Here is a 22,252-nt window from a genome sequence, read left to right on the forward strand (position 1 = left end):
CGAGGGAGCCTTAATCCTGATGAGAGTCGTGCCGCACCATTACAACGTACAGATGCGATGTCGGTCTATCGATAACATGACAATTTATGTAGAATTAACGACAAATGGACTTTGCCATGAACTGGAAGACTATTACTGCTCCGCCGGACGTCTTGCCCCCATCTCCCATGACGATGCGGGTGCAGTCAATTCCCGTGCGACATTATTTTGCCGAGCATACCCATGAATGGAATCAGCTTGTCTATGCGATTTCGGGCGTACTGATGGTTGCGGCGGATGGACAGTCGTTTGCCATTTCACCAGATCAGGCCGCATGGATACCTCCCGGGTCCGTGCACAGCGTGGGCTCGTTTCTTGGCGCCGAGTATCACAGCCTATGGCTCGCCGACAGCCCAGGCGGAGTGCTCTCAAGGCGGGGGGTGACGATTTTTGGCGTATCCCCCTTGCTCAGGGCGCTTATCGTGGAAGCCGCCGCCGTTCACGAAGCTCCGGACACAGACGGCTATTTCGGGCGCGTGTATCAACTCATACTGGATCAGTTGCGTCGTATCCGTCCCATTTCGTCGGTACTCGCCTGGCCGACAAGCGCGCCGCTGCTTCGGCTGTGCGAAACGCTATACAGCAATCCGGCGGACTCCCGCGGCCCTGATGAATGGGGTATGGAACTTGGCATGTCCGGGCGGACACTGGCTAGAAGATTCTTTGCCGAAACGGGCCTGACCCTGCGCACATGGCGTCGCCGGCTTAAGTCATTCCGGGCAATCGAGCTGCTTGAGAATGGTTTTGATGTAACAAGCGCCGCACTGGAGCTTGGCTACAGCTCAACCTCTGCATTCGTATACGCTTTTCGATCAGAAATGCAATGCAGCCCGCTGGCATACATGCGAACACGAGGATCGTTCGTGTAGCGGCCTTTGTCTTAGGTCGGTGACATTCCACTCAAGACCGGCCGGCGCATTGGCGCGACCCGGAGTCAAATGTGAATGTCGTCGTGAGCACAAACGAGCCCACGACGACAGCGATCATCATGCCAAAAAGGCAAGGCGGCACATGGGTCATTCCGCCGAGATGCCCGCCGCTTGAATCACCGCGCGCCAGCGTTCCACCTCGCTTTTCCAGAACTCCGTGAACTCATTCGGTCCACGTGCATCCACTCGGAATCCCAATGAGCGGGTTTTCTCGGCGACGTCCGGTTGGGCCATGATATCCACGAGTTCCTTACCCAGCCGTTGAACAACGGCATCAGGCGTCGCGCCAGGCAGCATCACCGCGGTCCATTGTTCAACGTTCAAACCCGGCATGCCGGCCTCAGCCGAGGTCGGTACGTCGGGTACCTGTGGGTTGCGCTTTGCGCTTGCGATCGCGATGGCGCGTAACTTGCCTGATTGCACATGAGGCAGAGACTCGGCATAGTTGCTGAAGATCACATCGATCTGTCCTCCTATCAGGTCAGTAAGCGATGGCGAACCTCCGCTGTAGGGTATATGCATGATATTCGTGCCGTTGAGCTGATTGAACAAGGCCAGCGACAAGTGCGATGGCGTGCCGACGCCGCTCGACCCCGCATTCAACTCTTTGGATTTCGCCGCTGCGACCAAGTCGTCCAGCGAGTGAATACTGCTATTGGCGGGTACGACGACGAGTATGGGCGTGGAGGCCAGTAGGGCGACCGGCTTCAGATCCTTGGTTATGTCGAATCTCGTTTTCTGACGCAGCAGCGTTGCATTCACCGAATGTGTCATCGTGATCGCCAGTAAAGTGTTGCCATCGGGAGTGGCGCGTGATACCTGTTCCGCTCCGATCATCGCGCCACCGCCTGGCTTGTTCTCCACGACTACGGTGACTTTCAAGCGTTCGCCTAGTTGCTGGCCGACAAGGCGTGCCATGACATCGGTCAAGCCGCCGGGCGGGAAGGGAACAACGTAGCGCAAAACGCTGCCTGCTTTTAGGTAGTCGGCAGCTTGTGCGCTTGCTGCAGGTGCAATGGCGGTCAGTGCAAGGGCCGACGCAAGCAACATTCTTCTCGTAATCATCTTTATCTCCTTGTGGTTTGCGTAGTGATGACTCGGGATCACTCCAGAGCTTCGAGAATTTTCTCCGCGATGAGGTTGCCCACGCGTTGGTTGGACTCGATCGTCAAGCCGGCGGTATGCGGGGTCAGGATGAGGTTGGGACAATCTTGAAAGTGCGGCGCTACGGTAAGCGGCTCTTGGGCGAAGACGTCAAGCGCAACGCCTCCAAGCCGGCCGTTGCGTAGAGCAGCCGCAATGGCCGGCTCATCGACAATGCCGCCACGCGCCGTATTGATCAGCACCGCTCCCGGCTTCATGGCCTTAATGCGGTCTTCATTGAATAGATTGCGAGTAGAGTCGACCAGAGGCATATGCAGACTGACTACATCCGACTCGGCGAGCAAGCCTTCCAAATCCGAAGGGATGACGCCCAGTTCTGTAAATATCGTGTCATCGTCCGTCAATGCCGGGTCAAACGCCGATACAGACATGCCCATTGCTGTAGCGAGCCGCGCGGTCAACTGTCCAATCGAGCCAAAGCCGAGCAGGCCAAGTCTTTTGCCAGCAAGCTCCCGGCCGTGCGACAGTGCATCACGTGGCCAGCATCCCGCGGCAACCTTCGCCGTGGACGTGTAGGATCCTCGCAACAACAGCATCGCTGTTGCGATAACGTATTCGGCGACGCTGTTTGCATTTGCGCCAATGGCGGGAATGACCCGGATACCTTGCTTCTTGCAGCCATCGACGTCAACGTTATCCAGGCCGACACCAAGCCGCCCTACCACTTTGCAGCGCTTGAGCGACGCCAGAAGTTCACCACGCACCTGTGTGCGATTTCGTACGATGATGGCGTCGCACTTGGCGGCTTCTCCAAGCATGCGAGGCAGGTCGTTGACCAGTTGCGGATCGTAGGTAATGTCGGCTTTCGCCCGCAGCCGCTCGATTGCAGCGGCTTCCATGAATTCGGTCACGACGATTTTCAAGAATATCTCCTTCTGAAGACGCATTTAACGATGTGCCATGGCTTGATTCATTGCCACGCCATCTGCCGCTTGGCTGGACCGGAGGGAAACTGCGGTGGCATGCAGGGCAGTAAGCCGTCCCTGTCTCTCAACCCTTTGTTTATGGCGCCGATATATTGTTGTTGGGTACACCCAACCGATGGCTGCTGCTATGGTAGAGAACCATGAGCCATAGAAAAAGCTAAATTTTCTTCCGCCCAGCATCGGTTATTTCGATGCTAAAACCATCAAGGCCACTGAACTGACAGCTGCTTCATCGCCATTGGAGAGGCAGGAAAGTCTCCGGCCGCTAGAAAGCTTTACGCTCGCAATGCGCGGAGAAACTGCGTTTCCAATCTGAGGATGCGTATAGGTTTACTTCGTGAGCGGCGCGGAATTGCCAAACTCTCTGAAATAATTCACCAGAACTTGCGTCGCCCTGCTGTCTTTATTTGCGTGCCTGACGGCAAGGCATACTTCCCGGTGTATGCTGGGCAAATCCATGAATCTCAGCGAGGGGTCTTTCCGTGGGTGCCCTTTCAGCACGGGAAGGATAGTCACTCCTATATCGTGCCGAACTATCGATAAGACAGCGTCATGGGAGTCGAGCTCCATGACGGGGCGGACGGATAGCCCGCTGGTCTCGATAAAAGACTCGATCTGTTTGCCTATCCATGTTGTTTTATCAAAGGCAATATATGGTTGCTCTTCCAATGCATCTTTGATATTGGTGAAGTTTCGCTGCGCGCTCATGACTAAGGCCAACGGTTCCCTGTACAACGCTTGGAAGCAGAGTGATGTTGGAATATTTGGCGGAGGCCTCGATATGATCGCTGCGTCTAATAAACCTGCTTCGACCAACGTTGCCAGATCGGGGGATCTCTTCGCCGTAATCCGCAGTTCCAGCTGAGGATGTTCCGCTCCAAGACGTTTCAATACTCCAGGCAAGCCTCCAGTCAATGTGCTTGTAATTATTCCCAGAGCCATCTTGCCTTTCAAACTCCTGGAGTTTCCCAGCGACGCCATTTCAGACTGTAGGTCCAGCATCCGTCTTGCCAAGGGCACGAGCTGGTGCGCTCGATCATTCAAAGATATTGAGCGCCCGGTGCGGATGAATAATTCGACGTCAAGTTCGTCTTCAAGATTACGCAGCTGAACGCTTACAGCAGCTGGCGATAAGTGGACCGCCCGGGCCGCGGCCGCCACCGTGCCGAACTGGTGAAGCGCCAAGAAAGCGCGCAATGAGCGACTTTGCATATGCGATGAAGAAGGCGAGTTTGATTATTGTTCCTAACTTAGCATTTCCAGGCTGGTGAAGGCCAGTAGAACACCGCCCACATGCCGTTAATGCTTAGAACCTTCAGAAGCGTGCGTATCATGACGCGAAGACACATGTTATGTATTTCGCGACGGAAGTCATGGCTCCTGTGTTGGCACATCATGTGGGAATACAAATTCCGCTACCAAGCCTCCTCCCTGCCTAGGCCTTAGAATCAGAATCCCTTTTGAACCGTTCAGCGACGGGCTGCATGATCGATATGCCAAGACCCAACCCGCCATTGCCGTGTCTGCCGTGATCGCCACTTTGGTTCTCGCACCGGAAATTTCGGACACGGATCGGGCACGAGCCGCAGATAAGAAAAAGCCCTTACGGTGAAAAATCACGGTAAGGGCTTGATTTCTTTCGGTATTTGTTGGCTCCCCGAACAGGGCTCGAACCTGTGACCTGCGGATTAACAGTCCGTCGCTCTACCGACTGAGCTATCGGGGAACATCAAAGAAGCAAGACTATAGCATAAAAAATTCATGCTGCGCAAGCAAGGCTGAAAGAACTCCGCGCCGCCTGCGCCGCCCTGCACTGCCGTCTTGCCAGGGCGGCAGGCATTATAGCGTACCGGCGCGCGCAAAGCGGGCCTGGCGCCGCCGTTTTGCCAGCCTGGTCGCATATCGGGCAAAATAGCGCCTTGCCGTCCCGGGCCGGCCCATCGTCCGCCCTTTTCCTTCAACCATCCTCATCTATGTCAACCTCATCCAGCGGCGGCGCCAAGGCGCGACGCAAAGAGTTCTGGCTGGGCTTCGTATTCGCCGGGCTGGGCGCCGTGCTGTTTTCGGCCAAGGCCATCGTGGCCAAGCTGACGTACCGATACGGCGTGGACGCCCTGACCGTCATCGGTTTTCGCATGCTGCTGTCCCTGCCCTTCTTCGCCCTGGTGGGCTATATGCAGGCCCGCATGGCCAGGCGCGGCAGGCTTGCCCGCCTGAACTGGCGGGAAAGCCTGCAAATCGTGTTTCTGGGCTTCCTGGGATACTACCTTTCCAGCTACCTGGACTTCCTGGGGCTGGAATACATCTCGGCGGGCCTGGAGCGCCTGATCCTGTTTCTTTCCCCCACCTTCGTGCTGCTGCTGTCCGCGCTGTACCTGAAACAGGCCATCTCGCGCGGGCAGTGGGTGGCGCTGGCGCTGTCGTACCTGGGCGTCGTCTTCGTCTTCTTCCAGGACCTGTCGCTGAGCGGCGACCGCGTCATGCTGGGGTCGGCCTTCGTCATGGGCTCGGCCTTGAGCTATGCCGTCTATCTGATTTCCTCGGGCGTGATCATCCAGCGCGTGGGGGCGACCCGCCTGGTCGCCTATGCCATGTCGGTATCGGCCGGCTTCAGCATTGCGCATTTCCTGGCGTTCAAGGGGCTGCAGGGACTGGCGCAGCCGGCCCCGGTCTACTGGCTGTCCGCGCTCCATGCCGTCGTCCATACGGTGGTGCCCACTTTCATCACCATGTGGGCGGTGGCAAGGATAGGCGCGCCCACGACGGCCCAGCTGGGCCTGCTGGGGCCGGTGTCGGTGCTGTTTCTTGCCGGCTGGCTGCTGGACGAGCCCATCACCGCGCTGCAGCTGGTGGGCACCGCCTTCACCCTGGCCGGTGCCGTGGTGCTGGCACGCATGCGGCGGGCCTGACGGCGGCGCCGGCCAGGCTCCCGGGCGAGCCCGCCCGGCTCGCTATCTTGCCTCTTTTCCCATGAGGCGCTCTATTTCTTCCCGATGGACGTCGTGCGTGACGAAGCCGGACGCGTCGTCGGGCATGGCCAGGCGCGACGGATCGGCCAGCGTCCGGCGGATGTCCTGCAGCCCGCTGGACCAGTGCTCGCGCATGGTGCTCAGGCCGAACTGGAAATCCTTGTAGTGTTTCTCGTAGGGACGGTTGCGGTAGATCAGATGGATGACGTTGTACCGCTTGGCGCAAGCCAGTTCCTGGGCCATGAGGCAATAAGGATCGCCGGCGCGGACGTCTTCGGGGACTTTGTCCAGCACGTGCTGGATGACGTGCCGGACGTACTGGTCCCAGCGCAAGCGCTCGGTGATCATGCGGGTGCGGCTGGAATACCGGATGTCCTTCATGCGGTCGGAGACCTCGCTCATGTTGGTGGGCGGGGCGCCGCGGGCGCTCCAGAGGTCGACCTGGAAAACCAGGGTGTCTTTCTGCGGCCGGGTGTCCAAGACCTGGGCGAGCGGCGTGTTGGACACCAGCCCGCCGTCCCAGTAGCGCTCGCCGTCGATTTCCACCGCGGCGAAGGCCGGAGGCAAGGCGCCCGAGGCCATGAAGTGTTCCGCGCGCAGCCGTATCTCGCTGTTGTCGAAATAGACGAAGTTGCCGCTGCGCACGTTGACCGCGCCCACGGACACCCGCATGGCGCCTGAATTGATCAGGTCGAAGTCGCATAATTCTTCGAGCGTTCTTTTCAGGGCGGCGGTGTCGTAGTAGCTGGCGGTGGCCGGGTCGCCGGGCAGGATGGACGGCGGCGGCGGAAAACGCGGGCGGAAGAAGCCGTTCTGGCCGTAGACCAGCGCGCGGCCGGCCTGCGCGGCGCTCATGGCCTGGCGCACGGTATCGTTGATGTTGAACAGCGTCTGCTCGATGAAGGGCGGCAAAGGCGGGCCCACGGTGGGCTGGCAAATCGTTTCCCAGAATTCCAGCAGGCGCTCCACGCGCCGGTGGGGCGGGTTGCCGGCGATGATGGCCGTGTTCAGCGCACCGATGGATATGCCGGACAGGCAATGCAGTTCGATGCCCGCTTCGTGCAGGCCCTGGAATACGCCGGCCTGGTAGGCGCCCAGCGCCCCGCCGCCCTGCAGCACGAGCGCGATGGTCTCGTAAGGCGGCAGTACGATTTGCGGCAGGCGGTCTACGCTGTTCATTGCGGGCGTTCCTTGAAGTGGGGGGATGCGAATGCGTTCATGCGGGACTCATTCTATCGCCGGAAGGCGCCAGGCTTGCCACGAAAGCCTCGATGAGCACGCCGCGGTACCGGGACTTGTGCAGCACCAGCGACAGCCGCCGATGCAGGTTCAGGAAAGGCGTGTGCAGAACGACCAGCCTGCCGGTGGAGACCGATTCCGTCACGGCGGCGCGGGGCAGGCAGGCGATGCCCATGCCGGCGATCACCGCCTGCTTGATGGCTTCCACCTGGCCCAGCTCCAAAAGTATCTTGCCCGGCGGCAGGGAGCCGAGCGCCAGTTCCGCCTGGGCGCGCATGGCCGAGCCGTGCTCGCGCAATATCCACTTGGCGTCCTTGAAATGCCTGGGCTTCAGCGTCGCCTGCCGGGCGAGCGGGTCGGCCGGGGCGGCGCAGACGACCAGCGCGTCGTCGCGCCAGTGCAGGGTTTCCAATTGATGATGATTGACCGGCCCCTCGACGCAGCCTACGTCGAGGCTGTGGCCGAGCAGGCCGGCGATGATGGATTCGGTGTTGTCGACGCTGACCTGCAGCGAGACTTCCGGATGCCGGTTGACGAAGGGGCCGAGCAGGTCGCCGACCAGGTAATTGCCCACGGTATTGCTCGCGCCCACCCTCAATTCGCCGGTCAGGGTGACGGGGTGGTCGGCCTGGTGCTGCATTTCCTGTATGCGTTCGAGCACTTCCTGGGCGGCCGGCAGCAGCTCCCGTCCGCGCGGGCTGAGGTGCAGGCGGCCGCGATCGCGGTCGAACAGCTGCGCATTCAGCTGCCGTTCGAGCTCGGCCAGGGCCATGCTGACGGCGGGCTGGGTCAGGAAAAGGCGCTGCGCGGCCGCGCTGACCGTCCCCGCGGAGGCCACGGCCACGAAGATCTCCAGTTGTCGGACGGTGATGCCCAGCATAAATCGGCTTTATAGACCAAATAAAAATTAGTGAATTTATTTATTGTAGGCCGATTCCTAAAATAACCCACGGTTATTTTCAAATAGGCTCCCACACATGACGGCCCAGTCCTCTTCCGCCATTTCCGCAACGGCTTCTTCCGCGTCGGCGGCGCAGCGCAAGCACAGCCTGCCCCGCAACCCCTCCCCCTTGTACGGCCTGGCGCTGGCGGTGGTGGTGGGTATTTTTGCGATGATGCTGGGCCGGTGGATGCCCATCATCGGGGGGCCGGTATTCGGCATTGTGCTGGGAATCGCCATACGCAACACCGTGGGCGTCGGCCCGCTTTTCCGGCCCGGCCTGCAATTCGCCTCCAAGCAGATACTGCAATGGTCCATCATCGCGCTGGGCTTCGGCCTGAGCCTGCAGCAAGTCGCCAAGACCGGGCTGGAGTCGCTATGGGTCACCCTGGTCACGCTGGCGGTGGCGTTTCTGTCGGCCTGGCTGCTGGGCAAATGGCTGGGCATTCCTTCGAAGCTGAAGACGCTGATCGGCGTGGGCACGGCCATCTGCGGCGGTTCGGCCATCGCGGCCGTGACTCCCATCATCAAGCCGGAAGAGCACGAGACCGCGTTCGCGATCTCCACCATCTTCATCTTCAACATCGTCGCCGTGCTGGCCTTCCCGGTGCTGGGCCATTGGCTGGGCATGTCGGACGAAGGCTTCGGCATGTGGGCCGGCACCGCCATCAACGACACCTCGTCGGTCGTGGCGGCGGGCTATAGCTACAGCGTGGCGGCGGGCGACTACGCCACGATCGTCAAGCTCACGCGCGCCACCCTCATCATCCCGATCTGCCTGGTGCTGGCGCTGCTGGTCGCCTGGCGCGAGAAAAAGCAAAGCGGCAGCAACTTCAGCCTCGCCCGCATTTTCCCGTGGTTCATCCTGTGGTTCCTGGTCGCCGCGGCATTGCGTTCGACGGGGCTCATCCCCGCGCCGATCACGTCCGGCCTGCATTTGCTGGCCCAGTTCCTGATCGTCGTCGCCCTGACCGCCGTCGGCCTGTCGTCCGACCTGCGGCGCATGGTGACGGCCGGCATGCGCCCCATCCTGCTGGGCCTGGGAGTATGGGTGGCCGTCGCGGGCAGCAGCCTTGCGGTGCAAGGGGCGATGGGCGCCTGGTAAGGCTCAACAGGCCGCGCTGTCGGCCTTCACGCCCACCAGGACAGCGCGCTCTTGGTCATTGCAACGCCCACGATATAAGCAAAGATCGCCACGGCGACCAGCGCCGCGGTGGCGCGCGCCGTGCGCGTCTTGCCGCGCTTGATGGCAATGGTGCCCACGCCGATGTAGGCGAGCAGCGCAATGATTTTGACCAGGATCCAGGGCTGTTCCGGGCCGATCATGGCCGCCAGCGTGACGCCCGCGAGCAGCAGCACGGTGTCGATGACATGGGGCAGCGTCTTGACCAGCCTGTTCTGCAACAAGGCGGAGCCCTGGATGGACCAGAAGGCGCGGACCAGGAAGAACACGATGCTCAGGCCCGCGGCCGTCATGTGCACATGCTTGATGAGTAGGTAATCCATATACGGGAAAGGCTGGTTGGTGAATCGCAGGCGCTATCGTAGCAGCTCGAGCCCTCAGACAGCGGCGGTGACCTCCCAGGCGCCGGTGTTATTCCCCTTCAGGACCAGCTGCCGTGCATGATGCGCCAGGAGCGTGCCGCGGTGGCCGACGCTGACCAGTATGGTGTCCGGCAACCGTTCGCGCACCAGCCGGTACATGGCGTCCTCCAGGCCTTCGTCCATGGCCGAGGTGGCTTCGTCCAGGAAAGCGGCCAGCGGCCGCGCAAGCAGCAGGCGGCCGAAGGCCAGGCGCTGCTGTTCGCCCAGCGACAGGATGCGGGCCCAGTCGGCCGTTTCATCCAGCTTGTCCGCCAGGTGCCCGAGCTGGACCAGCTTCAGCACGGCGACGGCCGGCGCGTCCGCCCCGCCCGCGGCGGATTCTTGCGGTACGGTCTGCGGGTAGTGCAAGGCCTCGCGCAGGCTGCCCAGCGGCAGGTAGGGCTTCTGCGCCAGGAACAGCACATCGCGCTCGGGCCGGACCACCACTCCGTCGCAATACGGCCACAGGCCGGCGATGGCCCGCAGCAAGGTCGTCTTGCCGGAGCCCGACGGGCCGCGTATGAGCAGCGGCTTGCCCGGCTCGATCTCCATTTTCAGCTTGTCCAGCAGCAGGCGGCCGTTGGGCGTCTTCACCGTCAGCCCTTCCAGCGCGAGCCGGCCGCCGTCGGACCGCAGCTCGGGCTCGGGCAATGCCTGCGCTTCCCGGATGGCGCGCGTGAAGCCGCTCAGCCGGTTCAGCGTGGCGCGGTAGGTGGCGAAGTCGTCGTAGGCATTGCGAAAGAAAGACAGGTTGTCCTGCAGGCGCCCGAAGGCCTGCGCGGTCTGCATCAGGTCGCCCAGGCTGATCTGCTTGGAAAAGAATCGCTGCGCTTGAATGATGAGGGGGAAGACGACCGCGGCCTGGGTGATCGAAAAATTGAAGCCCAGGAATTTCAATGAGCGATACACGATCGCCCAGGCGTTGCCGATGACTTGGGCGAAGCGGCTGCGCAGGAGCGCGCCTTCCACTTTCTCGCCGGCATAGAAGGCGATGCTTTCGGAGTATTCGCGCAGGCGGACCAGGGCGTAGCGGTAGTCCGCGTTGAAGCGTTCGTTCAGGAAGTTGAGCATGATGAGCGGCCGGCCGATCCTGACGGCGAAGATGGTGGCCACCAGGACGTAAAGAAACACCAGGAACACCATGCCGCGCGGAATCTCGGCGCCGAAGACGGAGAGCGGGCCGGACAGATTCCAGAGGATGATGGTGAAGGCGACCGTGGACACCAGGGCGTTCACCACGCCCATGGACAGGCTCAGCGTCATCTGCACGAAGACGGTGATGTCTTGCTGTATGCGCTGGTCGGGGTTGTCTATGACGGTGTCGAGATACTGGCTGCGGTAGTAGCTTTGCTTGTCGAGCCATTGGCTCAGCAGCTTTTCGTTGAGCCATTCGCGCCAGCGTATGGTGAAGGCCTGCTGCACGTAGTAGTCGAGCAGGGAGCGCAGGATGTGGACGGTGGCGAGCACGGCGAACAGGAGCATGGCCATCCAGAAGCCGGCTTGGTCCAGTTCCTGCAGTGAGGTATACATGGTGTTGTTCCAGTCCGAGAACAGGACGTCGAGCCGGACGGCGCACAATGTCAGGAAGAGAATGAGCGCGAGGGTGGCCAGGGGCCGCCAGTCGCGGCGCGGCGAGAAGTAGCCGGCCGCCAGTGCGCTGAATTGCCTGCCCCAGTTGGTGCGCCGGGACAGCAGCCACACCAGGGCGGTTGCTGTCGCGATGGTCACCACGTAGGCTTTCGCCAGCCAGATGCCGCTGTCCAGCAATGCGTTGTTCCAGTCCATCGATGCTCCGTGTATCGCGTGAAAATCGGAAAGATCGCATTCTGCTGGAAATGTTGCCGGCGCGCTAGGTGAGAGAGTGGGGGTGGTTGTTGCGCCGTTATTGTTGAGTTCTTGACGCGGCCTGCAAGACGCCGAGAATTGAGGCTGGGCTTGGCTCAGTGGCGGGCTGGTTCTTGGGGGGGCGCCTGCGCATAATCGCCCGCCGCCCCGATACGCCAAGCAGGCCCTGTTCCATGACCTGATGGATCACACACCAAGCAAGCCATGCTCCACGACCCGAAGACAAAGCAGCAACATCACCTAGCACCGCGACGCAGCTTCTCGACCGCGGCCTGATTCAACCGCGCCGCCTCATGCTCGGCGTAGTCCCGCTCGCCCGGCTCATACGCCCCTTCATAAAGGCAAGCGCTGCGATTCCACCTGCACTCATCGCCGCGGGCCGGCGTCTCCGCCCCCATCATGGAACACCCCGCGGCAATCGCCACGACAAAAATCGCAATGCCGCACCGGCTTAAAATTCGAATAGACATTTTGCCCCTACCGAAACCACAGCAACGCATCATAGTTCGGCACCGGACTTCCGAGTGCTTCATATCGTTGCAAAGCGCAAGCCCTCGGCGCAAGACGCCGCGGCCTCAGGGTTTCCATGCCGGATTCCAGACGGCCTCCCACACGTGGCCGTCCGGGTCCTGGAAGTAGCCGGCATAGCCGCCCCAGAAGGTTTCGTGGGCGGGCCTCAGAATGTTCGCCCCCGCGCCCTCGGCCTGGCGCATCACGTCGTCCACCTCGGCCCTGGATGAGACATTGTGCGCAAGCATCATCTCCGTCGCGGACGGCTTTCCCGGCGGCAGGCCGGTTTCATGCGCGATGCTGGCGCGCGGCCAGAGCGCCAGGCGCAGGCCGGGCTGCAGGTCCATGAAGACCACCGCCCCATGCTCGAACTCGCCGCCGACGACGCCCTTGGTCTCGAACCCGAGGCCGTCGCGGTAAAAGCGCAGCGACCTGTCCAGGTCGTCCACCCCGAGCGTAATGAAATTGACCCTTGGCTGCATGGCATTTTCCCTTGAACGATCGAGCGAAAAATATACCATCGGTACGAGGCCGGCCGCCCGCCGGGACCCGGGTCGTTGTCAGCATGCCGTTGACAGGCGTAAAATTTCCTGGTTTACCCATTCAAAAGGAATCAGAGTGTTTCCAGCAAGGCTGTATGACGGATACCAAGCTTTTCTAGACGGCCGGCTATGCCGGGAACGGCAACGCTATCAGGACCTGGCCGAATCCGGGCAGCACCCGGAAATCATGGTCATCGGCTGCGGCGATTCGCGGGTCGCGCCCGAGATCATCTTCGATGCCGGTCCAGGCGAGATCTTCGTCATACGCAATATCGCCAATCTCGTCCCCCCGTGTGAGCCGGACACCCAGACCTCCTTCCACGGCACCAGCGCAGCGATCGAGTTCGCGGTAAATGCCCTGAAGGTCAAGCACATCGTGGTGCTGGGGCATGCCAGCTGCGGCGGCGTGGCGGCTTTCGCCAATAAAAGCGCGCCGCTGACCAAGCGCGATTTCATCGGCAAGTGGATGTCGCAGATCGCCCCCGTGGCCGACCGCGTGGGCCCCCCGGGCGCCGACCGCCAGAGCTGGATACGCCAACTCGAGTGGGCGGTGGTGGAATACAGCCTGGAAAACCTGATGACTTTTCCGGCGGTGCGCGAAGAAGTCGAGAAAGGAACGCTGACGCTGCATGGCGCCTATTTCGGCATCAGCACCGGGGTGCTCTTCATACGCGACCCGGAAACCAAGGAATTTCTGCCCTATCGCGACGACGTGGCATAAGCCACGCCCGATTCAAGCCCCGCCCCTATTCAGAGACCCCGCTGGTGGATGCGGACTCTTCGCCGGCTTGCGGGCTGCGGCTGCGGCGCAGGGCCAGCCATTTCCCGATGGCGACCACGGCCAGGGCGCCCGCCACTTCGGCGGCCAGCTTGAGCATGGGGCCGGGCGCGCCGAAGCGCTCGATGACGAAGACGTCGGTGATCAGCATGCCGCCGGCGATCCAGCCCAGCAGGCCGGCGCCGAAGGTGACCACCACGGGGAAGCGGTCGATGAGCTTGAGGACCAGGGTGCTGCCCCAGACGATGATGGGCACGCTGACGCACAGCCCGAAGATCACGTAGTAAAGCTGATGGTCGACGTGCGCGTTCTGGGCCGCGCCGGCGATCGCTATGACGTTGTCCAGGCTCATCGCGAAGTCGGCGATGATGATGGTCTTGACGGCGGACCACACCGAGGTGCCGCCGGTAATATTGCCGTGCCCGTCTTCCTCCGGCGCCAGCAGCTTGATGCCTATCCACACCAGCAGGCCGCAGCCCACCACCTTCAGGAAGGGGATGTCCAGCAAGGCGAGCGCAAACGCGATCAGCAGGACGCGCAGCACGATGGCCCCCGCGGTGCCCCACAGTATGCCTTTCATTCTTTGGCTGGCCGGCAGGTTGCGGCAGGCGAGCGCAATGACCACGGCATTGTCCCCGCCCAGCAAGATGTCGATCAGAATTATTTGAAATACGGCGCCCCAATGGAGCGTCTCGATCACTTCAAGCATAAGATCAGCCAGTCCGAAAAAAGAAACGCAGGCGCCGCCGACAGGAAAAGCCCGGCCGGGCAAAGCCGCCATCCTGGTCTGATTCTAAATAAAACTTTCCACAAGCATTTAATACCGGCACTCCCGTCGTGGTCATTCGACTATATAGTACCGGGGACGATGGGCGGTTCCAGGCTATACATGGACGTGGCAAAGATTTACCATTTGCTTTTTGTAACGCGGCCTACCCCATAAGAAGGAGCAACAGTGGGTTTCTGGAGTCTTTGGCATTTCGCGATATTCATCGCGCTGACCCTGGCCGCCATCCTGGCGGGCAGGCGCCGCAAAAATTCGCACATGGCGGGTTATGGGGGCTGGCTCATCGTGCTGAGCGTCTTCCTGATCTTCTGGGCCATGCAGGAACTGGCGGAGTTCTACCGGGTGCGCCGTGAAATCGCCGTGCTCGTGCCCTCGGCGCTCCAAAGCCCCGACTATCTGGAATACACGCGCTATGCGCTGGGGCTGGCGTGGCTGGAGGCCTTTCTGCTGATCGGGGCGGCCGCCATGCTGACCCTCAATCGCCATCGGCGGGCGGTGCACTGGACGATCGCCGCCGTCTGGATCGCGGGGCCGGTCGCCGCGCTTACCGAATTCGCGCTGGCCGAATCCTATTTCGGCGACTATCTGCTGGAAGACGATTATTCCGCCATGGCGGCGACCATGCTGTTCGCCACGGTATGGACCTGCTACCTGCTCGCCTCCGCCAGGGTGAAAAACACCTATACCTAGCGCATCGGGGCGAAGCCGCCATGGATACCGCCAAGAACTCCAACCCCATAGAACAGGCCGGTTCGGCGGCCCCGGCGCAGGCGGAAGCCGCCGCGGTTCCGGCGCGGCGCCCGGGCGACACCGCCCTGACGATACTCGCCGTGCTGGCGTTCGTCTTCGCCCTGCAATGGGCGCGCGACTTCTTCATACCGCTGGTCTTCGGCATCCTCATCGCCTATACCCTCAACCCCGTCGTCATCTGGCTGGAACGGCTGCGCCTGCCGCGCGCGCTGGCCAGCGCCGTGGTCATGCTCGCCTTGCTGGGCAGCAGCACGCTGGTGGCGAGCTCGGTCTACAACGAAGCGCAGGCCATCATGGACGAGCTGCCCATCGCCACGTACAAGCTCACCAGCGCGCTGCGCCGCCTCGACGACGGCGAGCAGGGGCCGCTGGACAAGCTGCGCAGCGCGGCCGACGCACTGAAAAAAGCGGCGAACGCCGACGGCGGTTCGGCCGACCCGGCGCCCTCGGTGCAGCCGCCGCCCGCGGTGCTCATCAAACAGCCGGATTTCGATCTGAACGACTGGCTGCTGGCCGGCTCCAAGAGCGCGGCGGCCTTCATCGGCCAGCTGACCATGGTGCTCTTCCTGGTGTTCTTCGCCTTGGTATCGGGCAATACGTTCAAGCGCAAGCTGGTCAAGCTGACCGGCCCGTCGCTGTCGAACAAGAAGATCACGGTGCAGATACTGGACGACATCAACAGCTCCATCCAGAAGTACATGCTCATGCTGCTGGTCACCAACACCATGCTGGGGCTGCTCACCTGGCTGGCCCTGCACTGGATCGGGCTCGACAACGCGGGCGCCTGGGCGCTGGTCGCCGCGCTCACGCACATCATCCCCTACTTCGGCTCCATGATCGCGATGACGGCGATCGCCTTCGCCGCCTTCCTGCAGTTCGAGTCCTTCTCCATGATGCTGCTGGCCGCGTTCGCGACGCTGGCGATCTCCACGCTGGTCGGCATGCTGGTGAGCACGTGGATGACGGGCCGCATCGCCAAGATGAACGCCATGGCCGTTTTCGTGGCGCTTCTGTTCGGCGCCTGGCTCTGGGGAGTATGGGGCATGCTGCTGTGCGTACCCGTCATCGTGGTCATCAAAGTGATTTCGCAGCATGTCGAGGATTTGCACGCGCTTGCGGAACTCCTCAGCGAATAGTTGATCTATCGCATAGAATTTGAATCCCCGGCGGCATACGGCGCTTTCCTCTACGGACACTCAATGAACAACTCCAGACTCTATTTCCGGTCCTTTCTGTTCCTGCTGATTGCCGTCACGGCCGCCTTCATCTGGGTGCTGCTGCCCTTCTACGGGGCGATTTTCTGGGGCGCCATACTGGCCATCATTTTCCAGCCGCTGCAGCGCCGCCTGGAAATCCGCCTCAGGGGCCGCCCCAACCTCTCGGCCCTGATCAGCCTGCTGGTCATCATCCTGATCGTCATCCTGCCGGTCATCTTCATCAGCGCTTCCCTTCTTCAGGAAGGCGCCGTCATCTACAAGCGGATCAGTTCCGGCGACCTGAACCTGGGCGCCTATTTCGAGCAGGTGATGAGCGCGCTGCCGGCCGGGGTGCACGACACGCTGACCCGTTTCGGCGTGGGCGACATATTCAGCCTGCGCGAAAAGCTCAGCGCCAGCGCGCTGCAAGGCAGCAAGTTCCTGGCCACGCAGGCGGTCAACGTGGGGCAGAACACCGCGCAGTTCCTGATCGGCCTGGGCATCATGCTGTACATGCTTTTTTTCCTGCTGCGCGACGGCGTGCAGCTGGCGCGCCAGGCCAAGCAGCTGATCCCGCTCAGTGAAGAACACAAGCAGCATCTGTTCCGCAAGTTCACCACGGTGGTCAAGGCCACCGTCAAGGGCAACGTGATGGTGGCCGCCACCCAGGGCGCATTGGGCGGCGTGATGTTCGCCTTTCTCGGCATACAGGGCGCGCTGCTGTGGGGCGTGGTGATGGCGTTTCTTTCATTGCTGCCGGCCGTGGGCGCGTCGCTGATCTGGCTGCCCGTCGCCATTTATTTCCTGGTGACCGGCGCGGTGCTGCAAGGCGTGGTCCTGATACTGTTCGGCGTCCTGGTCATCGGCCTGGTCGACAACCTGCTGCGGCCCCTGCTGGTCGGCAAGGACACCAAGATACCGGATTACGTCATACTGATTTCCACACTGGGCGGGCTGGCGGTGTTCGGCCTGAACGGCTTCGTGATCGGCCCCCTGTTCGCCGCGCTGTTCATCGCGTGCTGGGATCTTTTCCCTTCGGCCATACGCATGAATCAGCAGCAGTCGCTGCCGCGCCGCGAGGACGCGGACGCGCCCTGAAACCCGAAAGCCCGGCACCCCGGCTTCAGGCGAACAGGATGGCCACGTTCAAGGCCAGGGCCAGCGCCCAGACGACCGTGCGCAGCATGCCGTAGCCCGCGATATACAGGCCGATGTAGACCAGCCGGACCAGCACCCAGGCCAGCATCAGGCCGGCCACCCATGCGGGATCGGCCTGCTTGAACAGCGCCAGCAGCACGGCCGCATAGAAGAACGGCAGCCCCTCGAAAAGATTGGCCTGCGCGGCATTGGCGCGGGCCCGCCACCCCTCCTGGCTGGACAGCCAGGCGCGCGGGGCGTCGTTGTCGAACCCCTTGCCGCCCGCCTTGGCCACCACCGCGGCAACCATGGGCAAAAAGGCGGCGCACAACATGAGCCAAGTGATCGTTGACATCGCTGCTCCTGAAAAGAATCGGGCCGTTTCCCATTTTCGACATGAATATGTATAATAGCTGGCTTAGCGGATCAAGGACACATTTCTTGTACACCGCTTTGGCCGATGTAGCTCAGTCGGTAGAGCAGCTCATTCGTAATGAGAAGGTCGAGGGTTCGATTCCTTTCATCGGCACCAGAGTTTTCATGAAAAAGCCTGTCAGCACCTTGTGTTGCCAGGTTTTTTTTATGCGCCTTCCTGTAGAATACGCGCTGGGTGTTAGCTGCATGCCGCAGCGGGACAGGTTCATGCGTCGGTCGGGCCGCCACGCGGGGCTTTACCATCATGCACCGCCACGACACCCTGCGGCAAGACCTGCCGCGCGCCCGGCTCCTGGCCGAACGCGCTTTCGCCACGCTCGAACATTTCCTGCATATTGAAGCCGCCGCCGGCATCGTGCTGCTGATCGCGGCCGCGGTGGCGCTGATCTGGGCCAACTCGCCGCTGGCCGACAGCTACCATGCGCTCTGGCACCTGCCGGTATCCATCGGCATGGGCGGCCGCGTATTTTCCCAGTCCCTGCATTTCATCATCAACGACGCGCTGATGACCGTCTTCTTCCTGGCCGTCGGCATGGAGATCCGCCGCGAGATCCACGAGGGCGCCCTGAGCGACCCGCGCCAGGCCATGCTGCCCATCATGGCGGCGCTCGGCGGGGTGGCCGCGCCCGCGCTCATGTATGCGGCGCTGAACGGCGACCCGCAGCGGCTTGCGGGCTGGGCCGTGCCCACGGCGACGGACATCGCCTTCGCCCTGGGCGTGCTGGCGCTGCTGGGCCGCGGCATTCCCGGAAACGTGCGCGTGTTTCTGCTGGCCCTGGCCATCATCGACGACATCATCGCCGTGCTGATCATCGCGCTGTTCTATTCCGGCGGGCTGGCGCCGCATGGGTTTCTCGTCGCGGGGCTGGGCATCCTGGCCGTGCTGGGCCTGCAGCGCATCGGCGTCGGCTCGGCCCTGGGCTACGTACTGCCCGGCGCCGTCGTCTGGATCGGCCTGCTGATGACCGGCGCGCACCCCACGCTCGCCGGCGTCGTGCTGGGCATGCTGACCCCGGTCGTGCCCCTGCGCATGCGCGAGCGCCCGCTGGACATGCTGGCCCAGGCGGCGCAAAGGCTGCTCGCCGACGGCGACGGACTGAAGGACGCGCCGCCGGGGGACGCACCGCTCAGGCGGCTGCGCCTGGCCCAGCGCGAGCTGCTGCCGCCCGTGGTCCGCGTGCAAAAGGCGCTGCACCCCTGGGTCGCCTTCGGCATCATGCCTTTGTTCGCGCTGGCCAATGCGGGCGTGAGCATGGGCGGCATCGACCTGTCCTCCGCCGGGCCGCAATGGGTGATGGCGGGCACGGCGCTGGCGCTGGTGCTCGGCAAGCCGCTGGGCGTGGTCGGCGTCAGCTGGCTGATGGTGAGGCTGGGCGCGTGCCGCCTGCCGCCGGGCGTGTCCTGGGGCGCCATGGCCCTGATCGGCCTGCTGGCCGGCGTGGGCTTCACCATGTCCATTTTCATCGCCATGCTGGCATTTGAAAGCGCAGCGCTGCTGGGCGCGGCCAAGCTGGGGGTGCTGGCCGGCTCGCTGGCGGCCGCGCTGCTGGGCCTGGCCTGGGGCGCGCTGTACCGCCGCAGGCTCGCGCCGCCGCTTTCGTGCACGCTTCCGCCTTGATACATCTATCAACTTTCGTCAATTTTCACGAAACCGCGGCCACGGCCGCAACGGCCTCGATTATCATTTCGAGGCTTCACGCGCCAGGATGGAGGTTTTCCACAAGAAGAAAAAAGGAGAAAAGGAATGGCGAATGGTTTCCGGCTCGTCGCGCTCAATGGCTTGCTGATTTTCCTGTATGTGGCGCTGGGCCGCGTCACATTCGCCGCGTCGGTCGAATACGGCAACGTTACCAGCGTGATCTTCGCGCCCGAAGGGGTGGCGCTGGCCTTCTCCATCCTGTTCGGCCCGAAGATCGCGCCGGGCATCATGCTCGGGCAGGCGCTGCTGTCGTACTGGTCCGGCCCGTCCTTGCTGGGCGGGCTGGGCATCGGTCTCTTCAATGCTTTCGAAGGCGTGCTCGGCGGCTATCTGTTCCGCCGCTGGGGCTTGTCGCGCCGCTTCGATCGCCTGCGCGACGTGGGCCTGCTGACCTGCATGATCTTCCTGATTCTGCAGCCCATCAGCGCAACCGGCGGCGTGCTGATGCTGCTGCTGAACGGCATGATCCCCACCCATGTCACGAATCTGTTCGTGGACGCCTGGTCGACGCAAGGCATACAGAAGCCGCTGCCGTCGCTGCACCTGGTGCTGCCGGCCTGGCTGCACTGGTGGATAGGCAATTCCCTGGGGCAGTTGCTGGTGGCGCCGCTGGTGCTGGCCTGGCTGACCCCGGCAAAGCATAAGGCCGCGCCGCTCACCCCCTTGGAACTTGCAGTGTTCGCCGCCGGCGTGGCGGCCGTGCTGCTCACCGCGAACTCCAAGCTGGTGGCCGGACCCCTGCTCCTGCTGGCCTCGAGCTATGCGCTGCTGGTCTGGGTAGGCCTGCGCTGCGACGTCCGGGCGGTGACCGGCGCCAATCTGCTGGTCACCATCGTCATCGTAGGGGTGGGCATGCTGGGCGACGGCTATATGTCCTACTTGCCCGTGGCCGACCGGCTGTTCTATGTCAGTTTCTTCCTGGCGAGCGGCCTGCTGTTTTCCCTGCTGCTGTTCGCCATGCTGGAAGAGCGGCGCGACATGATTCTGCGCCTGACGGAGCTGGCATCCCGGGACGCCCTCACCCAGGTGAGCAACCGGCGCCACTTCATGGAGCAGGCCGAACGCGAAGTCGCCTCCGCGCGGCGCCACGGCACGCCCATCAGCCTGGCGCTGCTGGACGTGGACCATTTCAAGTCGATCAACGATACGCACGGGCATGTCGTCGGCGACCAGGCCCTGCAAATGCTTGCCCGCTGCTGCGAGACGGTGCTGCGCACGGGCGATCTGGTGGGCCGGGTCGGCGGGGAGGAATTCGCGCTGCTGTTCCGCTGCTCGAATTCGCGGGAGGCCCGGCAGGCGGTCCAGCGGCTGCTCGATCTGGTCACGGAGCAATCGATTCTCGCGCCGGACGGCAGGGAGGTCCGCATCACTTTCAGCGCGGGCGTGGCCGAGGCCGGCCCGCAGGCATCGCTGGACGCCATGTACGCCGCGGCGGATCAGACACTGTATGAGGCGAAGAATGCGGGCCGCAGCCGCGTACGGATATCCGGGGCGGCGCCGGAACGGGAGCGGGAGTTCCCCGGCGGTGATGTCGGCCTTGGTTCCGGCGGCTGTTCCGTGGCCGAGACTGCTTGAATCAGAGCCACTCCCATCACAATAGTGATATTATGTAACAAAAATACCACCTACAACAACCAACTCGCTGCCGTCCTGTCGACGAACATGGGAGATCACGGTGCCGCACTCACTGCCGCTACGGGAAACCGACAGCATTGCCGTCCCATCCCGGGCGCTGGACATCGGCGACCGCCATGCGGCCGGCACCGCCTACGAAGCCGCCTTCGACGGCATCGTGCGCCTGGCGTCGGGCATCTGCCATACTCCCAGGGCCGGCATCATGCTGGTCGAGCAAGAAAGACAGCGCCTGAAAACCGAATTGGGCCTGGACGTCCGGGCCCTGCCGCCCGACGCCGCTTCGCTGGCGGACGCCCAGCTTGCAGCGGGGCGGGACTTCCTGATCATCCACGACACGCACAAAACCCCGTCGGCCGCCGCCCCAGGCATACATCCGCCCGGCGGCAAGCAGCCGCGCTTCTATGCCGGCGCGCTGGTCAGGTCGGGCCCGCGCGCCATCGGCGCGCTGTGCGTCCTGGGCTATGAACCCCGCGGGCTCGGCCCATGGCAGATCGAGGCCCTGGTCCTCTTGCGGGACCAGACGGAACGGCTGCTCGACTTCCATCGCCATCATGCCGCCCAGCGCCGCCTCGTGAAAGAACTGAACGATGCGCGCGACGAGCTGCAGCGGCAGGTGTGCCTCGACCCGCTCACCGGCCTGCTGAACCGCCGCGCGCTCGAAGCGCGCCTGCTGCTCGAGCTCGAATCCATCCGGGCCGACGGCGCGCCCGGCGCCATACTGATGCTCGACCTCGACGACTTCAAGCTCGCCAACGACACCCGCGGCCATCTTTACGGCGACGGCATCCTGATCAGGGTGGCGGGGCTGCTGCGCCGGGCGACGCGCGCGACGGACGTGGCGGGCCGCTGGGGCGGAGACGAATTCATGCTGCTGCTGCCCTCCATGAGCCTGCAGCAGGCCCGGGAAGTCGCCCTGCGGATCTCGCGCGCCATTTCCAGGGGCGTGCCGGGCGAGTGCAAGCGCGGCATCTCGGCCAGCATCGGCATCGCGCCCCTTGCCGGCCACCATAGCGTTTCCGACGTCATCAGCGCGGTCGACGCCGCCATGTACGAGGCCAAGCGCTCCGGGGCGCAGGGCCCCAGAATCCGGTTCGCCGCCCCCCGAGAGCAGCGCCCGTGACGCTGACGGGCCCCGAGGCAAGCCGGCC

Annotated in this window: 21 protein-coding genes and 2 tRNA genes; 11 read left to right on the plus strand and 12 right to left on the minus strand. The window is 62.9% G+C overall.

Annotated elements, in window-relative coordinates; all coding sequences use genetic code 11:
* Positions 1 to 116 precede the first annotated feature (116 nt).
* Positions 117 to 908 carry an AraC family transcriptional regulator gene (locus H0A72_RS03085; RefSeq protein WP_180153607.1) on the plus strand — a complete coding sequence of 264 codons (792 nt, stop codon included), beginning with the start codon at positions 117 to 119 and terminating at the stop codon, positions 906 to 908.
* Between the two features lie 147 nt (positions 909 to 1,055).
* Here H0A72_RS03085 and H0A72_RS03090 read toward each other — a convergent pair whose 3' ends face one another.
* The 4 genes from H0A72_RS03090 to H0A72_RS03105 form a co-directional block, all read right to left on the minus strand.
* Positions 1,056 to 2,033, minus strand: a complete 978-nt coding sequence (locus H0A72_RS03090) for a Bug family tripartite tricarboxylate transporter substrate binding protein (RefSeq protein WP_180153608.1) — start codon at positions 2,031 to 2,033, stop codon at positions 1,056 to 1,058.
* A gap of 38 nt (positions 2,034 to 2,071) precedes the next feature.
* Positions 2,072 to 3,019, minus strand: coding sequence for a hydroxyacid dehydrogenase (locus H0A72_RS03095; RefSeq protein ID WP_180153609.1), 948 nt, complete (start codon positions 3,017 to 3,019; stop codon positions 2,072 to 2,074).
* A gap of 369 nt (positions 3,020 to 3,388) precedes the next feature.
* Positions 3,389 to 4,270: a LysR family transcriptional regulator gene (locus H0A72_RS03100; RefSeq protein ID WP_281389229.1), complete on the minus strand. Its 882-nt coding sequence runs from the start codon at positions 4,268 to 4,270 to the stop codon at positions 3,389 to 3,391.
* Between the two features lie 438 nt (positions 4,271 to 4,708).
* A tRNA-Asn gene (locus H0A72_RS03105) sits at positions 4,709 to 4,784 on the minus strand.
* Between the two features lie 247 nt (positions 4,785 to 5,031).
* Between H0A72_RS03105 and H0A72_RS03110 the strand changes: the two genes are divergently transcribed.
* Positions 5,032 to 5,967: a DMT family transporter gene (locus H0A72_RS03110; protein WP_180153611.1), complete on the plus strand. Its 936-nt coding sequence runs from the start codon at positions 5,032 to 5,034 to the stop codon at positions 5,965 to 5,967.
* Positions 5,968 to 6,009: 42 nt separating this feature from the next.
* Here H0A72_RS03110 and H0A72_RS03115 read toward each other — a convergent pair whose 3' ends face one another.
* Both H0A72_RS03115 and H0A72_RS03120 read right to left on the minus strand, forming a co-directional pair.
* Positions 6,010 to 7,206, minus strand: a complete 1,197-nt coding sequence (locus H0A72_RS03115; protein WP_180153612.1) for a DUF3734 domain-containing protein — start codon at positions 7,204 to 7,206, stop codon at positions 6,010 to 6,012.
* Positions 7,207 to 7,243: 37 nt separating this feature from the next.
* Positions 7,244 to 8,146: a LysR substrate-binding domain-containing protein gene (locus tag H0A72_RS03120; protein WP_180153613.1), complete on the minus strand. Its 903-nt coding sequence runs from the start codon at positions 8,144 to 8,146 to the stop codon at positions 7,244 to 7,246.
* Between the two features lie 97 nt (positions 8,147 to 8,243).
* On the opposite strand from H0A72_RS03120, the gene H0A72_RS03125 reads away from it, so the two are divergent.
* On the plus strand, positions 8,244 to 9,311 hold the full coding sequence (locus H0A72_RS03125; protein ID WP_180153614.1) for a YeiH family protein: 1,068 nt from the start codon (positions 8,244 to 8,246) through the stop codon (positions 9,309 to 9,311).
* 26 nt (positions 9,312 to 9,337) lie between these two features.
* On the opposite strand, the gene H0A72_RS03130 is transcribed toward H0A72_RS03125, so the two are convergent.
* From H0A72_RS03130 to H0A72_RS03140, 4 genes are all read right to left on the minus strand, one after another.
* Positions 9,338 to 9,712 (minus strand): SirB2 family protein, encoded by a 375-nt coding sequence (locus H0A72_RS03130; RefSeq protein WP_180153615.1) that lies wholly within the window; start codon positions 9,710 to 9,712, stop codon positions 9,338 to 9,340.
* Between the two features lie 54 nt (positions 9,713 to 9,766).
* Positions 9,767 to 11,575: an ABC transporter ATP-binding protein/permease gene (locus H0A72_RS03135; RefSeq protein ID WP_180153616.1), complete on the minus strand. Its 1,809-nt coding sequence runs from the start codon at positions 11,573 to 11,575 to the stop codon at positions 9,767 to 9,769.
* A 296-nt stretch (positions 11,576 to 11,871) separates the two neighbouring features.
* Positions 11,872 to 12,105: a hypothetical protein gene (locus H0A72_RS21990; RefSeq protein ID WP_184157578.1), complete on the minus strand. Its 234-nt coding sequence runs from the start codon at positions 12,103 to 12,105 to the stop codon at positions 11,872 to 11,874.
* Between the two features lie 105 nt (positions 12,106 to 12,210).
* Positions 12,211 to 12,627 carry a VOC family protein gene (locus H0A72_RS03140; protein ID WP_180153617.1) on the minus strand — a complete coding sequence of 139 codons (417 nt, stop codon included), beginning with the start codon at positions 12,625 to 12,627 and terminating at the stop codon, positions 12,211 to 12,213.
* Positions 12,628 to 12,763: 136 nt separating this feature from the next.
* On the opposite strand from H0A72_RS03140, the gene H0A72_RS03145 reads away from it, so the two are divergent.
* Complete coding sequence (locus H0A72_RS03145; RefSeq protein ID WP_180153618.1) at positions 12,764 to 13,408, plus strand: carbonic anhydrase; 645 nt, start codon at positions 12,764 to 12,766, stop codon at positions 13,406 to 13,408.
* Between the two features lie 25 nt (positions 13,409 to 13,433).
* Here the strand turns inward: H0A72_RS03145 and H0A72_RS03150 are convergent, their stop codons facing one another.
* Positions 13,434 to 14,174 (minus strand): TerC family protein, encoded by a 741-nt coding sequence (locus H0A72_RS03150; RefSeq protein ID WP_180153619.1) that lies wholly within the window; start codon positions 14,172 to 14,174, stop codon positions 13,434 to 13,436.
* A 246-nt stretch (positions 14,175 to 14,420) separates the two neighbouring features.
* On the opposite strand from H0A72_RS03150, the gene H0A72_RS03155 reads away from it, so the two are divergent.
* The 3 genes from H0A72_RS03155 to H0A72_RS03165 all read left to right on the plus strand — a co-directional run bounded on the left by H0A72_RS03155 (position 14,421) and on the right by H0A72_RS03165 (position 17,296).
* Positions 14,421 to 14,942, plus strand: a complete 522-nt coding sequence (locus H0A72_RS03155; RefSeq protein WP_180153620.1) for a DUF2569 family protein — start codon at positions 14,421 to 14,423, stop codon at positions 14,940 to 14,942.
* A gap of 20 nt (positions 14,943 to 14,962) precedes the next feature.
* A complete protein-coding gene (locus H0A72_RS03160; protein ID WP_180153621.1) occupies positions 14,963 to 16,138 on the plus strand; it encodes an AI-2E family transporter in 1,176 nt (391 codons plus the stop codon).
* A 63-nt stretch (positions 16,139 to 16,201) separates the two neighbouring features.
* A complete protein-coding gene (locus H0A72_RS03165) occupies positions 16,202 to 17,296 on the plus strand; it encodes an AI-2E family transporter (protein WP_180153622.1) in 1,095 nt (364 codons plus the stop codon).
* A gap of 25 nt (positions 17,297 to 17,321) precedes the next feature.
* On the opposite strand, the gene H0A72_RS03170 is transcribed toward H0A72_RS03165, so the two are convergent.
* Positions 17,322 to 17,690 carry an MAPEG family protein gene (locus tag H0A72_RS03170; protein WP_180153623.1) on the minus strand — a complete coding sequence of 123 codons (369 nt, stop codon included), beginning with the start codon at positions 17,688 to 17,690 and terminating at the stop codon, positions 17,322 to 17,324.
* Between the two features lie 101 nt (positions 17,691 to 17,791).
* Here H0A72_RS03170 and H0A72_RS03175 point away from each other — a divergent pair.
* From H0A72_RS03175 to H0A72_RS03190, 4 genes are all read left to right on the plus strand, one after another.
* A tRNA-Thr gene (locus H0A72_RS03175) sits at positions 17,792 to 17,867 on the plus strand.
* A 147-nt stretch (positions 17,868 to 18,014) separates the two neighbouring features.
* Positions 18,015 to 19,388, plus strand: coding sequence for a Na+/H+ antiporter NhaA (gene nhaA, locus H0A72_RS03180; RefSeq protein ID WP_180153624.1), 1,374 nt, complete (start codon positions 18,015 to 18,017; stop codon positions 19,386 to 19,388).
* A gap of 126 nt (positions 19,389 to 19,514) precedes the next feature.
* Positions 19,515 to 21,044, plus strand: coding sequence for a sensor domain-containing diguanylate cyclase (locus H0A72_RS03185; RefSeq protein ID WP_180153625.1), 1,530 nt, complete (start codon positions 19,515 to 19,517; stop codon positions 21,042 to 21,044).
* A gap of 100 nt (positions 21,045 to 21,144) precedes the next feature.
* Positions 21,145 to 22,224: a diguanylate cyclase domain-containing protein gene (locus H0A72_RS03190; RefSeq protein WP_180153626.1), complete on the plus strand. Its 1,080-nt coding sequence runs from the start codon at positions 21,145 to 21,147 to the stop codon at positions 22,222 to 22,224.
* Positions 22,225 to 22,252: the final 28 nt, after the last annotated feature.

The organism is Parapusillimonas granuli, from assembly GCF_013416525.1.
Lineage (GTDB): Bacteria > Pseudomonadota > Gammaproteobacteria > Burkholderiales > Burkholderiaceae_B > Parapusillimonas > Parapusillimonas granuli.